The sequence below is a fragment of the Limnohabitans sp. 2KL-1 genome (assembly GCF_003063435.1).
In the GTDB taxonomy this organism is placed as follows: domain Bacteria; phylum Pseudomonadota; class Gammaproteobacteria; order Burkholderiales; family Burkholderiaceae_C; genus Limnohabitans_A.
Genome location: NZ_NESL01000001.1, coordinates 43,238 through 61,234, shown reverse-complemented (window position 1 = coordinate 61,234; position 17,997 = coordinate 43,238). Strand labels below are relative to the sequence as shown.

Below are 17,997 nucleotides of genomic sequence, written 5' to 3'. Positions count from 1 at the left end.
CCACCCAAGGCTTTCCGTGCCGCTCCCTTTCGCGCATCCACGACAATGCCGGCATGACAAACGATGCCTTGCGGGACCTGTCCCAAACGCTCAAAGCGCGTGCCATGGCCTGGTGGCAGGCCGTCGAAGATGCATTTCCAGGAGGGCGTGGTCGACGTTCTTTGTGGAGTGCCCTGATCACTTTGGTCATCGCCGTGCTGATCACCCTGGTCTGGCTTGCCGGGCGCTACGAAGCCAGCCAGCTACAGGCCGAACTGGAACGGGACACGGCCGACGCGGTCAGTGATTTGCGCACCCAGCTGTCGCGGCACGTGCAAGCGCTGCAAGGCTTGCAATCCACCCTGGCTTCCGAGGCCTTCTGGTCGGTCGAGGCCCATGCCTTGTTGCGTGAGAACCGCGATTTGTTGCGCATCGAATGGCGTGACAAGGACCTGATTCTGAAAAACTTTGTCGATTCGCCCTTGCGCGCCCCGGTGTTTGAACGTTCTCCCCGTGCAGACACCCTGAACGAAACGCTGCAATCTTGTTTGCGCGCACGGCGCTCGAGCAGTGCCGCGTATTCCAGTTCTTATTTCCTGCCCCAAAACGACGGACAGGGCTTTGAAGTCATGGAGTTGTGTTTACCCAACATGCAGGCGGGTGAACTTGTGGGGTTCACGGTGGTCACCTACAGCCTGCAAGAGTTGCTCAATGCGCGTCTGGGCAACAGCTTTGGCCGCCGCAATGAGGTCTCGTTCACCGAACCTGATGGCACGCGCCTGGCCATCGCAGGAAGTCAACGCCGTGGCCTGCGTGTCTTCACCGCACAGCAATTGGTGGACCTGCCCGGCAACACCCTGGTCTTGCGCATGGATGGTCGCCGCAGCGAGCCGGATCTGTTTCCCAACGTATTGACCGCGCTGGTGACAGGCATGTCGATTGCCTTGGTGACCGTGATGGTGTTGCTGGCCAAAGACTCGCGCCGACGCCTGAAAGCCGAGCGCGATCTGGCCGAAGCACTGGCTTTTCGCAAAGCCATGGAAGACTCTCTGGTCACAGGCCTGCGCGCGCGTGATTTGGAAGGACGCATCACTTATGTGAACCCGGCCTTTTGCCAAATGGTCGGACTCCATGCCGAGATGCTGATCGGACACAATGCCCCCATGCCCTATTGGCCACCGGAGATGGTGGACGAATACCAGCAACGTCAGGCCATCCGCCTGGCGGGCAATGTGCCACCACGCGAAGGTTTTGAATCGGTCTTCATGCGCCAGGACGGCACGCGCTTTCCGGTCCTGATCATCGAGGCACCACTGATCAGCGTGCAAGGCCAGCAAACCGGCTGGATGGGCGCGGTGATCGACATCAGCGAACAACGCCGCATCGAAGAACTCTCACGCGCCAGCCAGGAACGCCTGCAAGCCACCGCCCGACTGGCTACCGTGGGCGAAATGGCCTCCTTGCTCAGCCACGAGTTGAACCAACCCCTCGCCGCTATTGCCAGTTATGCCAATGGCTCCTTGAACTTGCTGAAAAACCCTGGTGCCGAGCCGCAAACGCTGGACGATGTACACATGGCCTTGCGCCGCATTGCCGAGCAGGCCGAGCGCGCGGGACGCGTGATCAACAGCGTGCACGACTTTGTGCGCCGCCGTGACCAGACCCGCGAAGCCGTACCGCCCCAAGCGCTGCTGGATGCCATCGCCCCCTTGGTGAACTTGCAAGCGCGCAAACTGCAAGTACGGGTGCACACCCGCGTCGAGCCCAAACTGTCCCAGGTGGTGTGCGACCGCACCATGGTCGAGCAAGTGCTGTTGAATCTGGCACGCAACGGCATGCAAGCCATGGACTGGCCCGATTGCCGGGAACGCGTGCTGGTGCTGCAGGCCCGGCGCGCGGCCTCCAATGCCGAACAAGGGTGGGTCGAATTTTCTGTCACCGATCTGGGTGTCGGTGTTGCGCAGGATGTGGCCCAGCAATTGTTCACGCCCTTCTTCACCACCAAACCCGAAGGCATGGGTTTGGGCCTGAGTTTGTGCCGCACCGTCGTCGAGCAACATGGCGGCCATCTTGAATTTGAAGCCCTGCAGCCCAAAGGCACGGTGTTCCGTTTCACCTTGCCCACCGAATCCTGTGGCAGAACAGACGCCGTGCTGTGATGCGACCGCATGAATGCGCCATGCGCGCTGTTTTGGATAAGATGCCCCCATGAACCTGACCGACACGCCCACCGTTTTCATCGTGGATGACGATGCCAGTGTCCGCGAAGGCATGGCCTGGTTGCTGCGCACCCGACGCTTGCTGAGCGAGTCTTTTGACAGTGCAGAAAAATTTCTGGACATGCTCACACACAGCGTTCAAACATTGCCCATTGGCCCAACAGCTGCACCCTCGTTGCCGCGACAAGCTGGCTGCGTGTTGCTGGATGTGCGCATGCCGGGCATGAGCGGTCTGGCCTTGTTTGAACTGCTCTTGAACAACGGCATCGCCCATGCTTGGCCCGTCATTTTTCTGACTGGCCATGCCGATGTGCCCACGGCGGTGGACAGCGTCAAGCGTGGGGCTTTTGATTTTTGTGAAAAACCCTTTTCGGACAACGCCCTGGTAGACCGGGTGGAGCAGGCACTGGCCTTGTCGCAAGAACGGTTGTTCATTCGTCAACAACAGCAATTGCTTCAATCACGTTTGGCCGAATTGACCGAACGGGAGCGCGATGTGATGCGTCTGGTGGTGGAAGGCTTGCCCAACAAACTGATTGCGGACCAACTTGACATCAGCGTGCGTACGGTCGAAGTCCACCGCGCACGCGTATTCGAGAAAATGGATGTGAAGTCCGCCGTGGAACTGGCCAATTTGCTGCGCTCACTGGCATGAAAAGCGCTGCCAAACCCCAAACTGTTGGACCTTTCTCACAGGGGCGGTTGGTCCGAGGCCTGACGCTGTGCACAACGTTGGCGTTGTCACTGGCACTGGTGGCCTGTGCATCACGGACTAAACCCCCAGCAAAACCATTGTCTGCTTCTGCCGCCGCCGCTTACAACCCCGTGCGCAACGACCTGGCACTGGTCGCCATGGGGCTGCTGGACACCCGATACACCTCGGGCGGACGCGGTCCGGCCACCGGTTTTGATTGCTCGGGATTGGTGGCACACGTCTACAAGGAAGGTGCAGGCATCCCCGTCAAAGGCAGCGCCGCCGATCTGGGCCGCCAGTCCAGGCCCATTGATCCTGCACAACTTTTGCCAGGCGATCTGGTGTTTTTCAACACCCTTGGTTCACGGCATTCCCATGTAGGCGTGTACGTGGGCGAGGGCCGCTTCGTACACGCCAGCAACCCGCGCACCGGGGTGCGCATGGACAGCCTGAGCAACCGCTATTACGCGCAACGCTTTGAAGGTGCGCAATCGATGTTGGACTGAACCCGTCACTTCAGTGAGGTTTGTCATCGGGCGATTTTTGAACCGAATCAGGTACCACGGGTTCAACGGGTTCTGCATCCTGTCGGCTTGACGGCAATTCACCTTTCTTTCGCCCTGAAAACATCGTCCACCAGACAATGGCGACGAAGATCAACAAGGCCAGCAAAGCTTCCAGCAAAATCAGACCCATGCAAAAACCCCGTTTCTTGACCCGCCACCCGCAGCGGATCGGCTTCTTGTTGGCCGCGATTGTAGGCATGATGACCGGTTGCTCATGGACCCCGGTGGTCCAAACCCCTGCACCAGAAGCCCCCATCGTGGCGCCTGCGGACAACAGCCCCTTGCCCCCCGCCATCACCCAAGCCCAAAGCCGCTGGGTGCCGGTGCGCTGGACCGAGCTGCCCGGGCTGGAGACCGATGCGGTGCAAGACGCCTGGCCCGCCTGGCTGCAAAGCTGCCAACGCCCCGCAGCCGCATGGAAAGCGCTGTGCCCCGAGGTGCAGCGCCTGGCCAGCGCCTCGCCCCAGGCGCAGCGCAGCTGGATACGCCAGAACCTGCAGCCCTACCGGGTCGAATCGAACGAGCAACGCAGCGAAGGCCTGCTGACCGGCTATTACGAGCCGGTGATGGACGCCTCACGCCTGCCGCGCAAGGGCTTCGTGGTGCCACTTTACGCCCCGCCCGCCAGTCTGGCCCAGCGCAAGCCCTGGTACAGCCGGCAGGAGATGGAGACCGTGTCCGCCGCCCGCGCCGCCTTGCGCGGCAAGGAGCTGGTTTATCTGGCCGACCCCGTGGACGCGATGGTGCTGCACATCCAGGGCTCAGGGCTGATCAACGTGACCGAGCCCGATGGCCGCCAGCGCATGGTGCGCCTGGCCTTTGCCGCCACCAACGACCAACCTTACAAAAGCATCGGCCGCTGGCTGCTCGACCAAGGCCAGATCCGCGACGCCAGCTGGCCCGGTATCAAGGACTGGATCAGCCGCAACCCGTCTCGCGTGAACGAGCTGCTATGGCAAAACCCCCGCGTGGTGTTCTTCAAGGAAGAAGCCCTGCCGCCCGGCGTGACGCCCCCTGGCCCCAAAGGCGCACAAGGCGTGCCGCTCACGGCCGGGCGCTCAATCGCGGTGGACCGGGGCAGCATCCCTTATGGCACGCCGGTCTGGCTGCAATCGAGCGGACCACAAACCACGCTCGACCGGCTGGTGCTGGCGCAAGACACCGGCACCGCCATCGTGGGCGCGGTGCGAGCCGACTACTACGCGGGCTCGGGCACCGCCGCAGGCGAGCTGGCCGGGCGGCTCAAGCAGCCGCTCAAACTCTGGGTGCTGTGGCCGAAATGAACACAGCCCTTAAATTGACTTGCCGCCCCGGCTGCGCCGCCTGCTGCACCGCCCCGTCCATCTCCTCGGCCATTCCCGGCATGCCGCAGGGCAAACCGGCGGGCGTGCCCTGCGTGCAGCTGGACGCACAAGGGCGCTGCCAAATCTTCGGCCTGCCCACGCGCCCGGCGGTGTGCGGCCAGCTCCAAGCTTCGGCCGAAATGTGCGGCCCGCAAGACGATGGCGGGCAGTTTGCGCGGGCTTATCTGATGCAACTGGAAAAGCTGACGCAGCCAGATGGATGCGGGTCTGGGTGACTGAAAACGCTCTTGCAGTCACCAAAACGTCATCGGCATCCTCGGATCATCATTAAGCTGGTGTTTCCTTGTTTGCCTGGAGCCCGGCCATGACGTTTAACACCTCTTCCCTGAAAGACAGCGTGCACCCCGACGAGTGGCAGTTGCGCACCGATCTGGCGGCTTGTTACCGCTTAGTAGCCCTGTACGGCTGGAGCGATCTGGTGTTCACCCACATCAGCGCCAAGCTGCCCGAGTCGATGGCGGGCGATGGGCACCAGTTTCTGATCAACCCCTACGGCCTGATGTTTGACGAGATCACCGCGTCCAGTTTGGTCAAAGTGGACATGGCTTGCAACAAACTGAACGACAGCCCGTTTCCTGTCAATCCGGCTGGTTTTGTGATCCACAGTGCCGTGCACGAAGCCCGGCCCGACGCGGGTTGTGTGTTGCACACGCACACACGGGCCGGGGTGGCCGTCAGCGCACAGAAGCACGGTGTGTTGCCCATCAGCCAGCAAAGCACGTTTGTGCTGGCCTCGCTGGCCTACCACGGCTATGAAGGCGTGGCCATTCGCGACGAAGAAAAGCTGCGCCTGCAAGCCGATTTGGGCAGCGCCAATTACCTGATGTTGCGCAACCATGGTCTGTTGACCGTGGGCAAAACAATCGCTGACGCGTTTTTGTCCATGTACACCTTCGAAAACACCTGCCGCATTCAAGTGGATGCGCTGGCCGGTCAGTCCAACGCTGCGGACCTCACGGCCGTGGACCCGCAAATTCTGAACGGCGTGGCCACCGCCATGCGCGTACAAACCGGTGGCTTGGGTGGGGCATTTGTCTGGCCGTCGCTGCTGCGCAAACTGGAACGCGAAAGCCCTGATTACAAACTTTGAACCAAGAAGGCCCTGACCATGAAACCGTTTTCATTTTTTATGCGCAGCGCCAGCGCATGCTTGTTGATCCTGACATGGGGACATGTGCATGCAGGGCGACCGTTGTCTGTGGAAGACGCCAACGTGAACGAACCCGGTGAAGGTCATGTGGAAACCTGGTGGGCACACAACTCAGCAGGTCCCCGGGCATGGACCGTGGCACCCGCATGGTCACCTGCCGACGGGGTGGAATTGGCCGCAGCGTTTTCCCGCGATAGCCACAGCCAGCTCAGCACCACAGCTGTCCAAGTCAAATTCCGTCTCACGGTTTCGCAGGAGCAAGGGTGCAACTGGGGTGCTTTGTTGGGTTTGTCGCAAACCGGCTCTGAAAAATCACGCCCTTATGCCAACGGCTTGCTCACTTGTCACCACCCTTTGTGGGGCAGTTTGCATGCCAACCTGGGCTCTGCCCAGGATCAGGCAGGCTCTTATGTCATCACGCGTGGTTTGGCCTGGGAGCGGTCACTGGGCAGCGTGACCCTGCACCTCGAAAGTTTTGGTCAGCAAAATTCAAAACCTGCGCGAGCGATCGGTTTGCGCCATGACGTATTGCCACAGCTTCAGATTGATGCCAGCTTGGGCTATCAAGCGGGCCAAACTTTGACCACCATGGGGCTGAAATGGATGTTCTGAAAGCCTTGCTCCCTGCCAATTTGGATTTTTTCTATTCTTCTATATTCTTATATCTTTAAATAGTCATAGTAGATAAGCATTGACCTCCTCTGTGGAAAAGCCTGTTTTAACCAATGCTGACAAGGACTTAGGTCATCGTTGAAGTTGTGCGTGACTGTGCTTTGGAACTGATCGCTATACATGAACAACTTTCAGCAAGTGGGGTAGGCTGTGGATAAGCAGGGTGTTGCCCTTTTTTTATTCACAGACTTATGCGCACCCCATCAGGTCAATGGGCGGATTCAAAAGTGAAGTGCTCGGCATTCAACCCAGGCCAATGGGCGATGGTGCCCGCATGACGATCAGGCTGAACAGTTTTTCGTATTCTTTGGCTGGGGGGTAATGGCCCGACAATGGGTCGGCGTTCTCTGCAAATGCCAAGTTCAGCAATTGCCAGTCCTCTTGCGTCAGGCAGCGCTGTGCTTCTGGCAGGATCACGGACTCTTCTAGATTCATGTGTTCCAGGTAAAAGTTCACATAAGTGTCAAAAGCCTCTTCAAATGCTTTGCGGCGGCCGTGGCCCAGCAACTCCCAAGCGAGCAGCAGGTGTTGCAAATCACGCGCTGCTTTTTCACTGTACATGTGATCGCGTTCGAGTTTGTCGATGGCACCCATGAGCTGGGGTGCTGCTTTCACGACCTTCGGGAACAATAAATTGGACTCCTTGGGGTGATGCAAGCGTTCTGGGAATTCATCGATATAAAACAACATGGCACGCACCACATTGAAAAATTGAGGGCGATCTGCTTCAGGACCACGCTGCACCATCAACCGCATGGACTGCAGCATGGCGGCCAACGAGGCATGTTCGTCACGGATGATTTGCAGTGCGTTGGGATTTTTCATGAAAACTGGCCTTTAAAAAGAGTTTTCACTTTGCGCCAATGCTGCATGTCATGCCATGACACAGGTCAAGAATATTCAGGGTTTCCAGCGTTTGAGCAGCAGGGCATTGCTCATCACACTCACCGAGCTGAGTGCCATGGCCGCTCCGGCGATGACCGGGTTCAAATACCCCAGCGCAGCCAACGGAATACCTGCCACGTTGTAAGCAAAAGCCCAGAACAGGTTTTGCCGGATTTTGGCAACTGTGCGTGCTGAAATGTCCAGTGCCGCCCCCACCAGTGCAACATCGCCGCGCATGAGGGTGATGCCTGCCGCGTGCATGGCCACATCTGTACCGTTGCCCATGGCCAGACCGACATCGGCTGCGGCCAGTGCGGGTGCGTCGTTCACGCCATCACCCACCATCGCCACGACTCTGGGTCCATGCCCATCGCCTTCGCGCAATTTTTTAACTTGTGCGGCTTTGTCACCCGGTAAGACATTGGCCAGCACCTCACCTTCTTGCGGTCGCAAACCCAGACGGTAAGCCATGGCATCGGCGGCGGCCTGGTTGTCTCCTGAAATCATGACCAGCTTGAGGCCACGAGCACGCAAAGCACTTAATGCCTGCGCAGCACCCGGTTTGGGCTCGTCACCAAAGGCCATCAGCAGCAGGCCTTGGAGCCCGGCTTCGGTACGCTCGGCCAGTGCTGACAAGGTGGCACCTTGCGATTGCAATTGCGCGATGTCTTCTTGCCACTGTGCTGCATCCAGGCCTTCTTCCTGTAGCCAGCGCAAACTGCCCAGACTCATGTGGCGTCCACCCACCACCGCTTGCACCCCTTTACCTGGAACGGCTTGCAATGCTTGTGGCGTTTGCAAGCTCAGACCTTGCGCCGTTGCAGCCTTGACCACAGCACGCGCCAAAGGGTGCTCGCTGCCACTTTGCACACTCGCAGCCCACATCAACAGCGTGCTCTCTTGTTCTCCGACAACGCCTACTTGTTGAATCAGGCGCGGCTGTCCCACGGTGAGTGTGCCTGTTTTGTCAAAGGCCACGGTTTGTACGCGGTGTGCGATTTCGAGAGCCTGTGCATCCTTGATCAAAATGCCATGTTTGGCCGCCACACCCGTACCGGCCATGATGGCCACAGGAGTCGCCAAACCCAAGGCACAAGGACATGCAATGACCAAGACTGCCACGGCATGGATCAAAGCTGTTTCAAACGGCACAGCCTGCACCATCCAGACAACCAGAGTGATCAAGGCCACCAGCAAAACCACCGGCACAAAAATTTCAGACACCTTGTCCACCAAACGCTGAATGGGTGCCTTGGCGGCCTGCGCATCTTCAACCAAGCGAATGATGTGCGACAGAACAGTTTCATGGCCCACTGCCTTGACCTGCATGACCACGCGTCCATCACCGTTGATGGACCCTCCGGTCAGTGGCGAACCCAAGGCCTTAGACACGGGCAATGGTTCTCCGGTGAGCATGGATTCATCCACTTGGGTCTGCCCTTCGAGCAATTCACCATCCAGTGGAAAACGTTCGCCCGGCTTGACCACGATGCGATCCCCCACCAGGATTTCATCCACGGGTACATCGGTTTCGCCTTCGTCGCTCAACCAATGCGCCTTGTCCGGCCGCAAGGCATGCAAAGCGCGAATGGCTTCGGTGGTCTGTCGTTTGGCACGGGTTTCCAGCCATTTGCCCAGCATGACCAGCGTGATGACCACGGACGAACCTTCAAAATACAAGTGAGGTGTGTGGCCCTCGTGAGCGCTCAGCCACAACCAAACCGATAAAGCCCAGCCCGCAGTGGTGCCCAGCGACACCAGCAAATCCATATTCCCCGTGAAGGCCTTGAGGGCATGCCAACCCGCTTTGTAAAAATGTGCCCCAAGGACGAATTGCACAGGCGTAGCCAGTGCAAACTGAACCCAGGCAGGCAACATCCAATGCTGTCCCCACAAATCTCCGAGCATGGGGAACACCAAAGGTGTGGACAGCAAAAGGCCTACCGCCACAGGTCCGAAACCTGACCATGTTGATGGGTTGCCGGCGATTTCTGCGGCATCGGCTGAGCGAGGCTCGTACCCGGCATCACGAATGGCACGGCGCAGACGAGCGTCGGTGACCTGGGCAGAGTGAACCACCACCCGTGCGGATTCAGTGGCCAAATTGACACTGGCTGACGCCACACCCGGCACTTTGGCCAAAGCTTTTTCAACCCGTGCCACGCATGAAGCGCATGTCATACCCCCGATGCCAATGTCGTGAGTAGTGAACTCGGAATTGATCTGTGTCATGTCGAAACCTGTTGATGGGAATATGCTAGCGTCAAAGTTTGTACAAGCCCTGAGGATGCATCATGAACCAGATATTCAATGTGGAAGGCATGACTTGCGGTCACTGCGAAAAAACAGTGACCAAAGCTTTGTTGGCCCTCGATCCGCAAGCCAAGATTGCCATTGACCGCACTGCCAACAAAGTTGAAGTCGATTCTCAACAACCCCGAGACGCCTTGAAGCAAGCCATTGCCGATGAAGGCTATCGTGTGGCAGACTGATTTTTTTCAACAGCAACAAGGAGCTCTCATGAAAACCAATGTTGGCGGTATTGACCGTTTGTTACGCATCACGCTGGGCGTGATTCTGGTGGCGCTGGCAGCCACAGGCACTGTCGGCATTTGGGGTTGGTTGGGTCTGGTGCCTTTGGCCACAGGCCTGTTGGGTTGGTGCCCGCCTTACACCTTGCTGGGCATCAACACCTGCAAAAACAAAAACATTTGATGCATCACATTGGCTTCTTTTAAAAGCTTGCCAAGTGGCGTTGCTGTGTGCTTGGGTCGAATCAAAATTCCAAGTCCTTCATCTGTCTTTACAAATCAGTGTGAAAGGGCCACAACCCGTACACATGGATCATCCAAACTGACAGTTCTCACTCACCAAAAGGATGTTCCCCATGAAATCGATTCTCACCCGTTTTGTGACCGTTGCTTTGATCACAAGTCTTTCTGGCTTGGCTTTGGCTCAAACCGCACCTGAAAGTAAAACCGACGCTTCCCGTATGGAACGCATGGACAAAATGCATGCACGCATGAATGAGCGCCATGGCAAACACTTGAGCGAACTCAAAGCCAAATTGAAACTCGAAGCCACTCAGGAAGCGGCCTGGACCACTTTTGAGCAAAGCATGCAAAAGCCGGGCAAATCCATGGCGCGCCCGGATCGGGCAAGCCTGCAAAAATTGACCACGCCCGAGCGCATCGACCAGATGCAGGCACACAAAGCCCAACGTGATGCTGAAATGCAAAAACACGCTGATGCGACAAAAACTTTCTATGGAACACTCAACGCTGAACAAAAGAAACTGTTTGACAGTGAAACAGCCCGAGCCATGCACAATCAAATGGGCCATGAGGGCAAGCACCAAGGTCATCACGGCCACCATTGATGGTCAATGACTTGCATTGATTGATTGTCAGCTTCACCCGCAAGGCCACTGCTCGCAGTGGCCTTTTTGTTTCTTTTTTGTTTTGACTCATGTCAAGTCTGTGCAAGCCACAGGTGGGTAAGCTGTTCACATGCTTGATAAAACTCCCACCCCAACACCTCCAACACACACACAAGGTTTGTTGCCTCCCATCCTTCCTCTGCTGAAGGATCAACCCATGCAGTGGCTCGCTTTGGGTTTCAAGGACCTGGCACGCGCCCCCTTGTTGAGCCTGATGCATGGTTTGATTTTGGCCATATTGGGTGGATTCATCACACTGCTGGCCCATGATCAATTTTGGTTGCTGGTCGGCTCCTTGTCGGGCTTCATGGTGGTTGCGCCGGTACTGGCAACCAGTTTGTACGCCATGAGTCGCGCCATGGAAAAAGGGGAAACGGTTGATTTTGAGCTGCTGGTCAATACGTGGACACAGTGGCAATTGCGTCTGCGGCATCAGCCAGACAGTTACTGGAGTTTGATCCGTTTTGGCTTGTTGCTGGGCTTGGCTGCAACGGGCTGGGTGATCACCTCATCGGCTTTGATCACCTTGTTGGCACCAGCGCCCATTCATACCCCGATGGATTTCATCCGCCATGTGGTGCTGGCCAAGGAAGGCCATTTGTTTGAACTGTGGGTCGGGCTGGGCGGCATGATGGCTGTGCCCGTGTTTGCATCCAGTGTGATTTCGATGCCTTTGCTGCTGGATCGGCGTGTCACGGTCCTGCAAGCGGTGCTGACGAGTTGGAAGGCTGTCTTCACCCACCCGTTTCAAATGACTTTGTGGGCCTTTCTGATTTTGGGGTTCAGCTTGCTGGGTATTTTTTCCTTGTTTCTGGGCCTGATTCTCGTGGTGCCCATGCTGGGCCATGGCAGTTGGCACGCCTACCGACATCTGGTGGATGTGTCGAATCTGCCAGAACGCATCACTGGGCAAGGTGAACTGTGATGTTCGGATTCAGCGAAGAACAATTTGCGTGGTTTGGCCTGACCATCGGTGTTGGGGCTTTCATGCTCTACATGCTTTTCATCATTGGTCAACTGGCCTGGGAATCCAAAGCCGGAAAATTTGGCACTTTTGTGATCTTTTTGGGCTTGGCTTTTGGCATGCTGGGCTTTGTCGCCAAAGGCATCATTCAATGGGTCATCGGGGGCTGAACAAAGCTGTGGATAAAAATTGCGCAACAGCATGGTTATCCACAGGTTGATCTTGTTCGCCAAAGTTGTTCATGAACGGCGGACACCAGAAAAGCAAGGTCACGCACATGCATGAAACCACGCTAAGTCCTTGTCAAAGAACAAAAAATGAAGCTTGTCCACATGCAAGCGCCTGCCTTACTACTACGACTAATTAAAGATATAAATCTATAGAGAGATAACAAAAAACAAGTGCGCTGGTAAGATTTGCCCCTTTCCTACCCCAACGACACCATGGCGATCGTTTCAGAAGACCCTTTATCACCCTGTTACGACATCAAAAGTGCTGATTTGTCTTTGGTGGCTTTGCTTCTTAAAACCACTGACGTCCAGGCCGTTTCACGAGCCTTAAAACACCAAATGTCAGAAAGCCCTGACTTTTTTGACCAAGATCCCTTGGTGATTGATGTCAGTGGGCTTTCTTTGAGCACCGATGAAACCATTGACCTTTCAGGTCTGATGGCAGTCTTGCGTGAATACCAACTGGTGCCACTGGCCATCAAAGGGGCTCAGGCTGAGCTTTTGAGTCTTGCCAAGGGGTTGGGGCTGGTAGATGCCTCAGATGCGCGCATACGGCGTTCCATGCCTGTTGCTGAACCTGTCAGCGCAACACAAGCACCCGAAAATGTGCCGCCTGTTGCACAGTTGCCCCTTGGCGCTTTGGTCATCGACAAACCGCTTCGATCCGGGCAACAGGTTTACGCCAAGGGCCGTGACCTGATCGTCATGACGGTGGTTAACGCAGGCGCTGAAGTCATTGCCGACGGCCATATCCATGTTTATGGCACTTTGCGTGGCAAAGCCATCGCAGGTGCCAGAGGAAATACACAAGCTCACATCTTTGCCCAGGTGATGGAGCCAGAGCTGATTTCGATTGCGGGTGTCTATCGAACGAGCGAAAACGCATTGCCTCAGAATGTTTTGGGTAAACCTGCTCAGGTAAGTCTGCAATCGGGTCCGGAAGGGGATAAATTGCTGATCACACCTTTCAAACATTGATTTTTAATTTTTTTCTTTTTGTCTCAGAAAGTGATCCCATGACAAAAATCGTCGTTGTGACCTCCGGCAAAGGTGGTGTGGGCAAAACCACAACCAGTGCCAGTTTTTCGACAGGTTTGGCCCTCAAAGGCTTCAAGACCGCTGTGATCGACTTTGACGTGGGTCTGCGCAACCTGGACTTGATCATGGGGTGTGAGCGTCGCGTGGTGTATGACCTGATCAATGTGATTCAAGGTGAAGCCAATTTGAATCAGGCATTGATCAAAGACAAGCAATGCGAAAACTTGTTTGTACTTGCAGCTTCACAAACCCGCGACAAGGACGCTTTGTCACAAGAAGGTGTGGGCAAAGTCCTTCAAGATTTGCGCGACATGGGTTTTGAATACATCGTTTGCGATTCGCCTGCCGGGATTGAAACCGGGGCCTTGATGGCCATGCACTTTGCCGACGAAGCGTTGGTGGTCACAAATCCCGAAGTGTCTTCTGTGCGCGATTCAGACCGGATTTTGGGCATGCTCAGCAGCAAAACCCAACGCGCCATTGAAGGCTTGGAGCCTGTCAAGGAGCATTTGCTGATCACGCGCTACAACCCCAACCGTGTCGAAGAAGGACAAATGTTGTCTTTGCAAGACATTCAGGACATCTTGCGCATCCCTTTGCTGGGTGTGATTCCTGAAAGTGAAAATGTATTGCAAGCGTCCAATCAGGGAACGCCTGCAATCCACATGGCCAACACGGATGTCTCCGAAGCTTACAAAGACGTGATTGATCGTTTTTTGGGTGAGGAAAAACCCATGCGTTTCATTGATGCGGAAAAGGCAGGATTTTTCAAACGTCTGTTTGGAGGCAAATAAACCATGTCCTTTCTTTCCTTCCTGCTGGGTGAAAAGAAGCAGACGGCCAGTGTTGCCAAAGAGAGGTTGCAAATCATCCTGGCGCATGAACGCAGTGGTCGCAACGCTGCGGAGCCCGATTACTTGCCTGATTTGCAACGTGAATTGGTGGCAGTGATCAGCAAGTACATCAAGATCAATGTCGAAGACATCAAGGTCAATTTGGAACGTCAAGACAATCTGGAAGTGCTTGAAGTCAAAATCGAGTTGCCTGACTCGCGTTGAGCAAAAGTCTGTATATTTTTTCGAGTTGACACGCCAATCCAGGATGCGCCATCACCCATGCAAGGGGTGATGGCTTTTTAGCATCATGACGTGCGCGTGCGCAATGACGCCCACATTGATCGCGCTGCCCGAATGTTGCGTTCCTTGACGTGACCAAACCCTTTGATGGTTTCAGGCACTTTGGCCACTTCCACCGCATGTGCATGCGTGCTGGCATTGAGATTCAGCAACAGGTCATCGATGTGTTGCAGGTATTCACCGACCAAGGCACGTTCGGTTTGGCGTTCTTCACTGTGGCCAAACACATCGAATGCGGTGCCGCGCAAACCTTTGAGTTTCGCCAGCAACTTGAATGCCGTCAACATGACAGGTCCGTACTTTTGCTTGACCAATTCGCCTTTGTCATTGTGCTTGGCCAGAAGGGGAGGGGCCAGGTGGTAATGCACCTTGTAGTCGCCTTCAAAGCTGTTGGCAATGCGGTCCAAAAATGTTGACTGCGTGTGCAGGCGAGCCACTTCGTATTCATCCTTGTAGGCCATCAATTTGTACAAATGACGCGCCACGGTTTCGCTGAGCGTGGTTTTGCCCAAAGGTGCTTCAGCCTGTTGAACTCGTTGGATGGTGTCTTGGTAACGTACGGCATAAGCCGCGTTTTGGTAATCGGTCAAACGCGCCATTCGGTTGGCGACCAGGTCTTCCAATGTCTCGCGTTTTTTGAACTGGATCACCTGTGTGGGCTGGATCTGCTGCATCAGCACATCCAGGTGCTGCGCGGCATGCCGACCCCATTCAAACGCGGCCAGGTTGTTTTTGACCTGCACGTCGTTGAGTTCGATGGCTCGCACCAGCGATTCGCGGTGCAAAGGCACCCAACCTTTTTGCCAGGCGTAACCCAGGATCATGGGGTTGACGTAGATCGTGTCGCCCATGAGTTGCTTGGCCAGTGTGTCGGCATCAAATACGCCAACACCTTGCACACCCACTTGCGCCGTGATGTCGGCCACGCATTGTTCGGCCGGGTTTTGCCAGTTGCCGTTTTTCACAAACGCTGCCGTGGGCGTGCTGTTGCTGTTCAGGGCCACATGGGTGCGGCCTGCACGCATGCGCAAAGTGGTTTCCTTGGAGGCACTGACGATGGGGTCGCAGCCGATGATCAGGTCGGCTGCAGCCATGCTCACGCGGGTGGTGCAGATTTCGTCTTGGGTGTTGGCCACCAGAACATGGCTCCAGGTGGCGCCGCCTTTTTGGGCCAGACCTGCGGAGTCCTGCGTGACGATGCCTTTGCCTTCCATGTGCGCAGCTATGCCCAGCAGCTGGCCGATGGTGATCACACCTGTGCCGCCGACGCCTGCGACCACCATGCCCCAAGGCTCTGAAATGGTGGGCAATGTGGGTTCAGGCAAAGCGCCTAAGCTGGTCGGGTTGAGTGCCGTGGTGACGGACGAAGATTTTTTCTTGAAGGTGCCGCCTTCCACCGTGACAAAGCTGGGGCAAAAGCCTTTGAGGCAGCTGGTGTCCTTGTTGCAAGTGCTTTGGTTGATGGTGCGTTTGCGGCCGAGTTCGGTCTCCAGGGGCTCGACCGACAGGCAGTTCGATTGCACGCCGCAGTCTCCACAGCCTTCACAGACTTCTTCGTTGATCATCACGCGCACCGCAGGGTCGACCATGGTGCCGCGCTTGCGGCGGCGGCGCTTTTCGGTGGCGCAGGTCTGGTCGTAAATGATGACGGTCGTGCCTTTGATCTCGCGCATTTCGCGCTGGATGCGGTCGAGCTCGTCGCGGTGGAACACGCGCACGCCTTCGGCCAAAGCCACACCCTTGTACTTTTCAGGCTCGTCGGTCACGACCACGATGCGTTGTGCGCCTTCGGCCTTCATGCTCATCGCGATTTGCACCACGCTGTGGCCTTCGGGGCGTTCACCCACTTGCTGGCCACCGGTCATGGCTACGGCGTCGTTGTACAAAATTTTGTAGGTGATGTTCACACCCGAGGCCACGCTTTGGCGCACCGCCAAAATGCCGCTGTGGAAATAGGTGCCGTCACCGATGTTGGCAAACATGTGCTGGTCGGTGCTGAAGGGTTGTTGGCCGGTCCATGGCACCCCTTCGCCGCCCATTTGGGTGAAGCCCACCGTGCTGCGGTCCATCCAGATGCTCATGAAGTGGCAGCCAATGCCCGCCATGGCGCGTGAGCCTTCGGGTACCTTGGTGGAGGTGTTGTGCGGGCAGCCCGAGCAGAACCAGGGCTGGCGCTCGGCCGCTGCGCCCAGGGTCAGGGTTTGCAGCGATTTTTCCTTGGCGTCCAGTACGGCCAGGTGCGTGTCGATGCGCGCTGTGGTGTCGGCATCGATGCCGAGTTTTTTCAGTCGTTTGGCAATGGCACGGGCAATCAGCGCCGGGCTCAGGTCGGCGTTGGCGCGCAGCAAGGTACGTTCGGTCGGGTTGGGGATGGACCATTCGCCACCGGACACATCGCCTTCGGCTTCGTCAAACTTGCCCAGGATGTTGGGGCGCACATCGTCGCGCCAGTTGTACAGCTCTTCTTTGAGTTGGTATTCAATGACCTGGCGTTTCTCTTCGACTACCAGGATTTCGCGCAGACCGGTGGCAAATTCGCGCGTGGTTTGCGCTTCGAGTGGCCACACCACACCCACTTTGTGCAGACGTATGCCCAGACGCTGGCAGGTGGCGTCGTCCAGACCCAGATCCAGTAGAGCCTGACGCGTGTCGTTGTAGGCCTTGCCGCTGGCGATCAGGCCAAAACGATCGTTGGGACCTTCAATCACGTTGTGGTTGAGCTTGTTGGCGCGAATGTAGGCGAGAGCCGCGTACCACTTGTAATCGAACAAACGCGCTTCTTGCTCCAGCGCGGTGTCGGGCCAGCGGATGTGCAGGCCGCCGGGTGGCATGGCGAATTCGGGCAGCACGATCTGCACGCGCTCAGGGTCGATGTGCGCGGTGGCGCTGGACTCGACGATCTCCTGAATCGTCTTCATGCCTGACCAGATGCCGGCAAACCGGCTCAAGGCGATGGCGTGCAGGCCTTGGTCCAGGATGTCTTGCACGCTGGTCGGGAAAAACACGGGCAGGCCGCAGGCCTTGAAGATGTGGTCGCTTTGGTGCGCAGCGGTGGAGCTTTTGGCCACATGGTCGTCACCCGCTACCGCCAGCACGCCGCCCCAAGGTGTGGTGCCCGCCATGTTGGCGTGTTTGAAGACGTCCGAGCAGCGGTCCACGCCCGGGCCTTTGCCGTACCAGATGCCGAATACGCCATCAAATTTGTTGGTGCCTGGGGGCGCAAAGCCCAGTTGCTGTGTGCCCCACAAGGCGGTGGCGGCCAGCTCTTCGTTGACGCCGGGCTGGAACACGATGTGCTGGGCCTTGAGGTGGTCCTTGGCCTTCCACAGCGATTGGTCGTAGCTGCCCAAGGGCGAGCCCCGGTAGCCGCTGACGAAGCCAGCGGTGTTTTTGCCTTGCAAAGCATCGCGCTGGCGTTGCAGCATGGGCAACTTCACCAAGGCTTGCACACCGCTCATGAAGGCGCGGCCCACATCCAGGCTGTATTTGTCGTCGAGGGTCACCGTTTCTAAAGCTTGGCGAATCGATTCGGGCAAGGGGGCGTTCATGGTGTGTGTCCTGCAGCTGAAATTGACAGCACAGTGTAGGGCGGCCCAGCTGACAGGTGCTTGCTTTGTGTGGCAGGATTTGCCCTATGATTTGAAAGAATCTTGCTGAAAGA

Annotated in this window: 19 protein-coding genes; 15 read left to right on the top strand and 4 right to left on the bottom strand. The window is 56.8% G+C overall.

Annotated elements, in window-relative coordinates; translation table 11 throughout:
- The first annotated feature begins 104 nt into the window (after nt 1-104).
- The 3 genes from B9Z47_RS00290 (at nt 105) to B9Z47_RS00280 (ending at nt 3,398) form a co-directional block, all read left to right on the top strand.
- Nucleotides 105-2,138 carry a sensor histidine kinase gene (locus B9Z47_RS00290; RefSeq protein ID WP_199226249.1) on the top strand — a complete coding sequence of 678 codons (2,034 nt, stop codon included), beginning with the start codon at nt 105-107 and terminating at the stop codon, nt 2,136-2,138.
- A 49-nt stretch (nt 2,139-2,187) separates the two neighbouring features.
- Complete coding sequence (locus B9Z47_RS00285; RefSeq protein ID WP_108329282.1) at nt 2,188-2,853, top strand: response regulator transcription factor; 666 nt, start codon at nt 2,188-2,190, stop codon at nt 2,851-2,853.
- A gap of 137 nt (nt 2,854-2,990) precedes the next feature.
- Nucleotides 2,991-3,398 (top strand): C40 family peptidase, encoded by a 408-nt coding sequence (locus tag B9Z47_RS00280; RefSeq protein WP_233253595.1) that lies wholly within the window; start codon nt 2,991-2,993, stop codon nt 3,396-3,398.
- A gap of 10 nt (nt 3,399-3,408) precedes the next feature.
- On the opposite strand, the gene B9Z47_RS18630 is transcribed toward B9Z47_RS00280, so the two are convergent.
- A complete protein-coding gene (locus B9Z47_RS18630; protein WP_199226261.1) occupies nt 3,409-3,588 on the bottom strand; it encodes a hypothetical protein in 180 nt (59 codons plus the stop codon).
- On the opposite strand from B9Z47_RS18630, the gene B9Z47_RS00275 reads away from it, so the two are divergent.
- The 4 genes from B9Z47_RS00275 to B9Z47_RS00260 all read left to right on the top strand — a co-directional run bounded on the left by B9Z47_RS00275 (nt 3,587) and on the right by B9Z47_RS00260 (nt 6,584).
- Nucleotides 3,587-4,741: a murein transglycosylase A gene (locus tag B9Z47_RS00275; RefSeq protein WP_233253594.1), complete on the top strand. Its 1,155-nt coding sequence runs from the start codon at nt 3,587-3,589 to the stop codon at nt 4,739-4,741. The two genes, B9Z47_RS18630 and B9Z47_RS00275, sit on opposite strands and share 2 nt — an antisense overlap.
- The gene (locus tag B9Z47_RS00270) at nt 4,738-5,037 is read left to right on the top strand and encodes a YkgJ family cysteine cluster protein (protein ID WP_108329279.1); all 300 of its coding nucleotides are present in this window, start codon (nt 4,738-4,740) and stop codon (nt 5,035-5,037) included. The genes B9Z47_RS00275 and B9Z47_RS00270 overlap by 4 nt, the downstream gene beginning before the upstream one ends.
- 89 nt (nt 5,038-5,126) lie before the next feature.
- A complete protein-coding gene (locus B9Z47_RS00265) occupies nt 5,127-5,912 on the top strand; it encodes a class II aldolase/adducin family protein (RefSeq protein WP_108329278.1) in 786 nt (261 codons plus the stop codon).
- Between the two features lie 18 nt (nt 5,913-5,930).
- Nucleotides 5,931-6,584 carry a hypothetical protein gene (locus B9Z47_RS00260; RefSeq protein ID WP_108329277.1) on the top strand — a complete coding sequence of 218 codons (654 nt, stop codon included), beginning with the start codon at nt 5,931-5,933 and terminating at the stop codon, nt 6,582-6,584.
- 303 nt (nt 6,585-6,887) lie between these two features.
- Here the strand turns inward: B9Z47_RS00260 and B9Z47_RS00255 are convergent, their stop codons facing one another.
- Together B9Z47_RS00255 and B9Z47_RS00250 are read right to left on the bottom strand one after the other, a co-directional pair.
- Complete coding sequence (locus B9Z47_RS00255) at nt 6,888-7,469, bottom strand: hemerythrin domain-containing protein (protein ID WP_108329276.1); 582 nt, start codon at nt 7,467-7,469, stop codon at nt 6,888-6,890.
- Between the two features lie 75 nt (nt 7,470-7,544).
- On the bottom strand, nt 7,545-9,761 hold the full coding sequence (locus tag B9Z47_RS00250) for a cation-translocating P-type ATPase (protein WP_108329275.1): 2,217 nt from the start codon (nt 9,759-9,761) through the stop codon (nt 7,545-7,547).
- 62 nt (nt 9,762-9,823) lie between these two features.
- Between B9Z47_RS00250 and B9Z47_RS00245 the strand changes: the two genes are divergently transcribed.
- The 8 genes from B9Z47_RS00245 to minE all read left to right on the top strand — a co-directional run bounded on the left by B9Z47_RS00245 (nt 9,824) and on the right by minE (nt 14,258).
- Complete coding sequence (locus tag B9Z47_RS00245; RefSeq protein WP_108329274.1) at nt 9,824-10,021, top strand: heavy-metal-associated domain-containing protein; 198 nt, start codon at nt 9,824-9,826, stop codon at nt 10,019-10,021.
- 28 nt (nt 10,022-10,049) lie between these two features.
- Nucleotides 10,050-10,244 (top strand): DUF2892 domain-containing protein, encoded by a 195-nt coding sequence (locus B9Z47_RS00240; RefSeq protein ID WP_108329273.1) that lies wholly within the window; start codon nt 10,050-10,052, stop codon nt 10,242-10,244.
- A 172-nt stretch (nt 10,245-10,416) separates the two neighbouring features.
- On the top strand, nt 10,417-10,908 hold the full coding sequence (locus B9Z47_RS00235; RefSeq protein ID WP_233253593.1) for a Spy/CpxP family protein refolding chaperone: 492 nt from the start codon (nt 10,417-10,419) through the stop codon (nt 10,906-10,908).
- Nucleotides 10,909-11,038: 130 nt separating this feature from the next.
- A complete protein-coding gene (locus B9Z47_RS00230; RefSeq protein WP_108329271.1) occupies nt 11,039-11,893 on the top strand; it encodes a DUF2189 domain-containing protein in 855 nt (284 codons plus the stop codon).
- Nucleotides 11,893-12,102, top strand: coding sequence for a DUF2788 domain-containing protein (locus tag B9Z47_RS00225; protein WP_199226230.1), 210 nt, complete (start codon nt 11,893-11,895; stop codon nt 12,100-12,102). The genes B9Z47_RS00230 and B9Z47_RS00225 overlap by 1 nt, the downstream gene beginning before the upstream one ends.
- A 273-nt stretch (nt 12,103-12,375) precedes the next feature.
- Nucleotides 12,376-13,140 carry a septum site-determining protein MinC gene (gene minC, locus B9Z47_RS00220; protein ID WP_108329269.1) on the top strand — a complete coding sequence of 255 codons (765 nt, stop codon included), beginning with the start codon at nt 12,376-12,378 and terminating at the stop codon, nt 13,138-13,140.
- Between the two features lie 38 nt (nt 13,141-13,178).
- Nucleotides 13,179-13,994 (top strand): septum site-determining protein MinD, encoded by an 816-nt coding sequence (minD, locus tag B9Z47_RS00215; protein WP_108329268.1) that lies wholly within the window; start codon nt 13,179-13,181, stop codon nt 13,992-13,994.
- A gap of 3 nt (nt 13,995-13,997) precedes the next feature.
- Nucleotides 13,998-14,258, top strand: coding sequence for a cell division topological specificity factor MinE (gene minE, locus B9Z47_RS00210; protein ID WP_108329267.1), 261 nt, complete (start codon nt 13,998-14,000; stop codon nt 14,256-14,258).
- 83 nt (nt 14,259-14,341) lie between these two features.
- Here the strand turns inward: minE and B9Z47_RS00205 are convergent, their stop codons facing one another.
- The gene (locus B9Z47_RS00205; RefSeq protein WP_108329266.1) at nt 14,342-17,884 is read right to left on the bottom strand and encodes an indolepyruvate ferredoxin oxidoreductase family protein; all 3,543 of its coding nucleotides are present in this window, start codon (nt 17,882-17,884) and stop codon (nt 14,342-14,344) included.
- Between the last annotated feature and the right edge of the window lie 113 nt (nt 17,885-17,997).

Coding starts and splice junctions, on each gene's coding strand:
- B9Z47_RS00290 (WP_199226249.1), top strand. CDS start 105: ATGGCCTGGTGGCAGGCCGTCGAAGATGCATTTCCAGGAGGGCGTGGT.
- B9Z47_RS00285 (WP_108329282.1), top strand. CDS start 2,188: ATGAACCTGACCGACACGCCCACCGTTTTCATCGTGGATGACGATGCC.
- B9Z47_RS00275 (WP_233253594.1), top strand. CDS start 3,587: ATGCAAAAACCCCGTTTCTTGACCCGCCACCCGCAGCGGATCGGCTTC.
- B9Z47_RS18630 (WP_199226261.1), bottom strand. CDS start 3,588: ATGGGTCTGATTTTGCTGGAAGCTTTGCTGGCCTTGTTGATCTTCGTC.
- B9Z47_RS00270 (WP_108329279.1), top strand. CDS start 4,738: ATGAACACAGCCCTTAAATTGACTTGCCGCCCCGGCTGCGCCGCCTGC.
- B9Z47_RS00265 (WP_108329278.1), top strand. CDS start 5,127: ATGACGTTTAACACCTCTTCCCTGAAAGACAGCGTGCACCCCGACGAG.
- B9Z47_RS00260 (WP_108329277.1), top strand. CDS start 5,931: ATGAAACCGTTTTCATTTTTTATGCGCAGCGCCAGCGCATGCTTGTTG.
- B9Z47_RS00255 (WP_108329276.1), bottom strand. CDS start 7,469: ATGAAAAATCCCAACGCACTGCAAATCATCCGTGACGAACATGCCTCG.
- B9Z47_RS00250 (WP_108329275.1), bottom strand. CDS start 9,761: ATGACACAGATCAATTCCGAGTTCACTACTCACGACATTGGCATCGGG.
- B9Z47_RS00245 (WP_108329274.1), top strand. CDS start 9,824: ATGAACCAGATATTCAATGTGGAAGGCATGACTTGCGGTCACTGCGAA.
- B9Z47_RS00240 (WP_108329273.1), top strand. CDS start 10,050: ATGAAAACCAATGTTGGCGGTATTGACCGTTTGTTACGCATCACGCTG.
- B9Z47_RS00235 (WP_233253593.1), top strand. CDS start 10,417: ATGAAATCGATTCTCACCCGTTTTGTGACCGTTGCTTTGATCACAAGT.
- B9Z47_RS00230 (WP_108329271.1), top strand. CDS start 11,039: ATGCTTGATAAAACTCCCACCCCAACACCTCCAACACACACACAAGGT.
- B9Z47_RS00225 (WP_199226230.1), top strand. CDS start 11,893: ATGTTCGGATTCAGCGAAGAACAATTTGCGTGGTTTGGCCTGACCATC.
- minC (WP_108329269.1), top strand. CDS start 12,376: ATGGCGATCGTTTCAGAAGACCCTTTATCACCCTGTTACGACATCAAA.
- minD (WP_108329268.1), top strand. CDS start 13,179: ATGACAAAAATCGTCGTTGTGACCTCCGGCAAAGGTGGTGTGGGCAAA.
- minE (WP_108329267.1), top strand. CDS start 13,998: ATGTCCTTTCTTTCCTTCCTGCTGGGTGAAAAGAAGCAGACGGCCAGT.
- B9Z47_RS00205 (WP_108329266.1), bottom strand. CDS start 17,884: ATGAACGCCCCCTTGCCCGAATCGATTCGCCAAGCTTTAGAAACGGTG.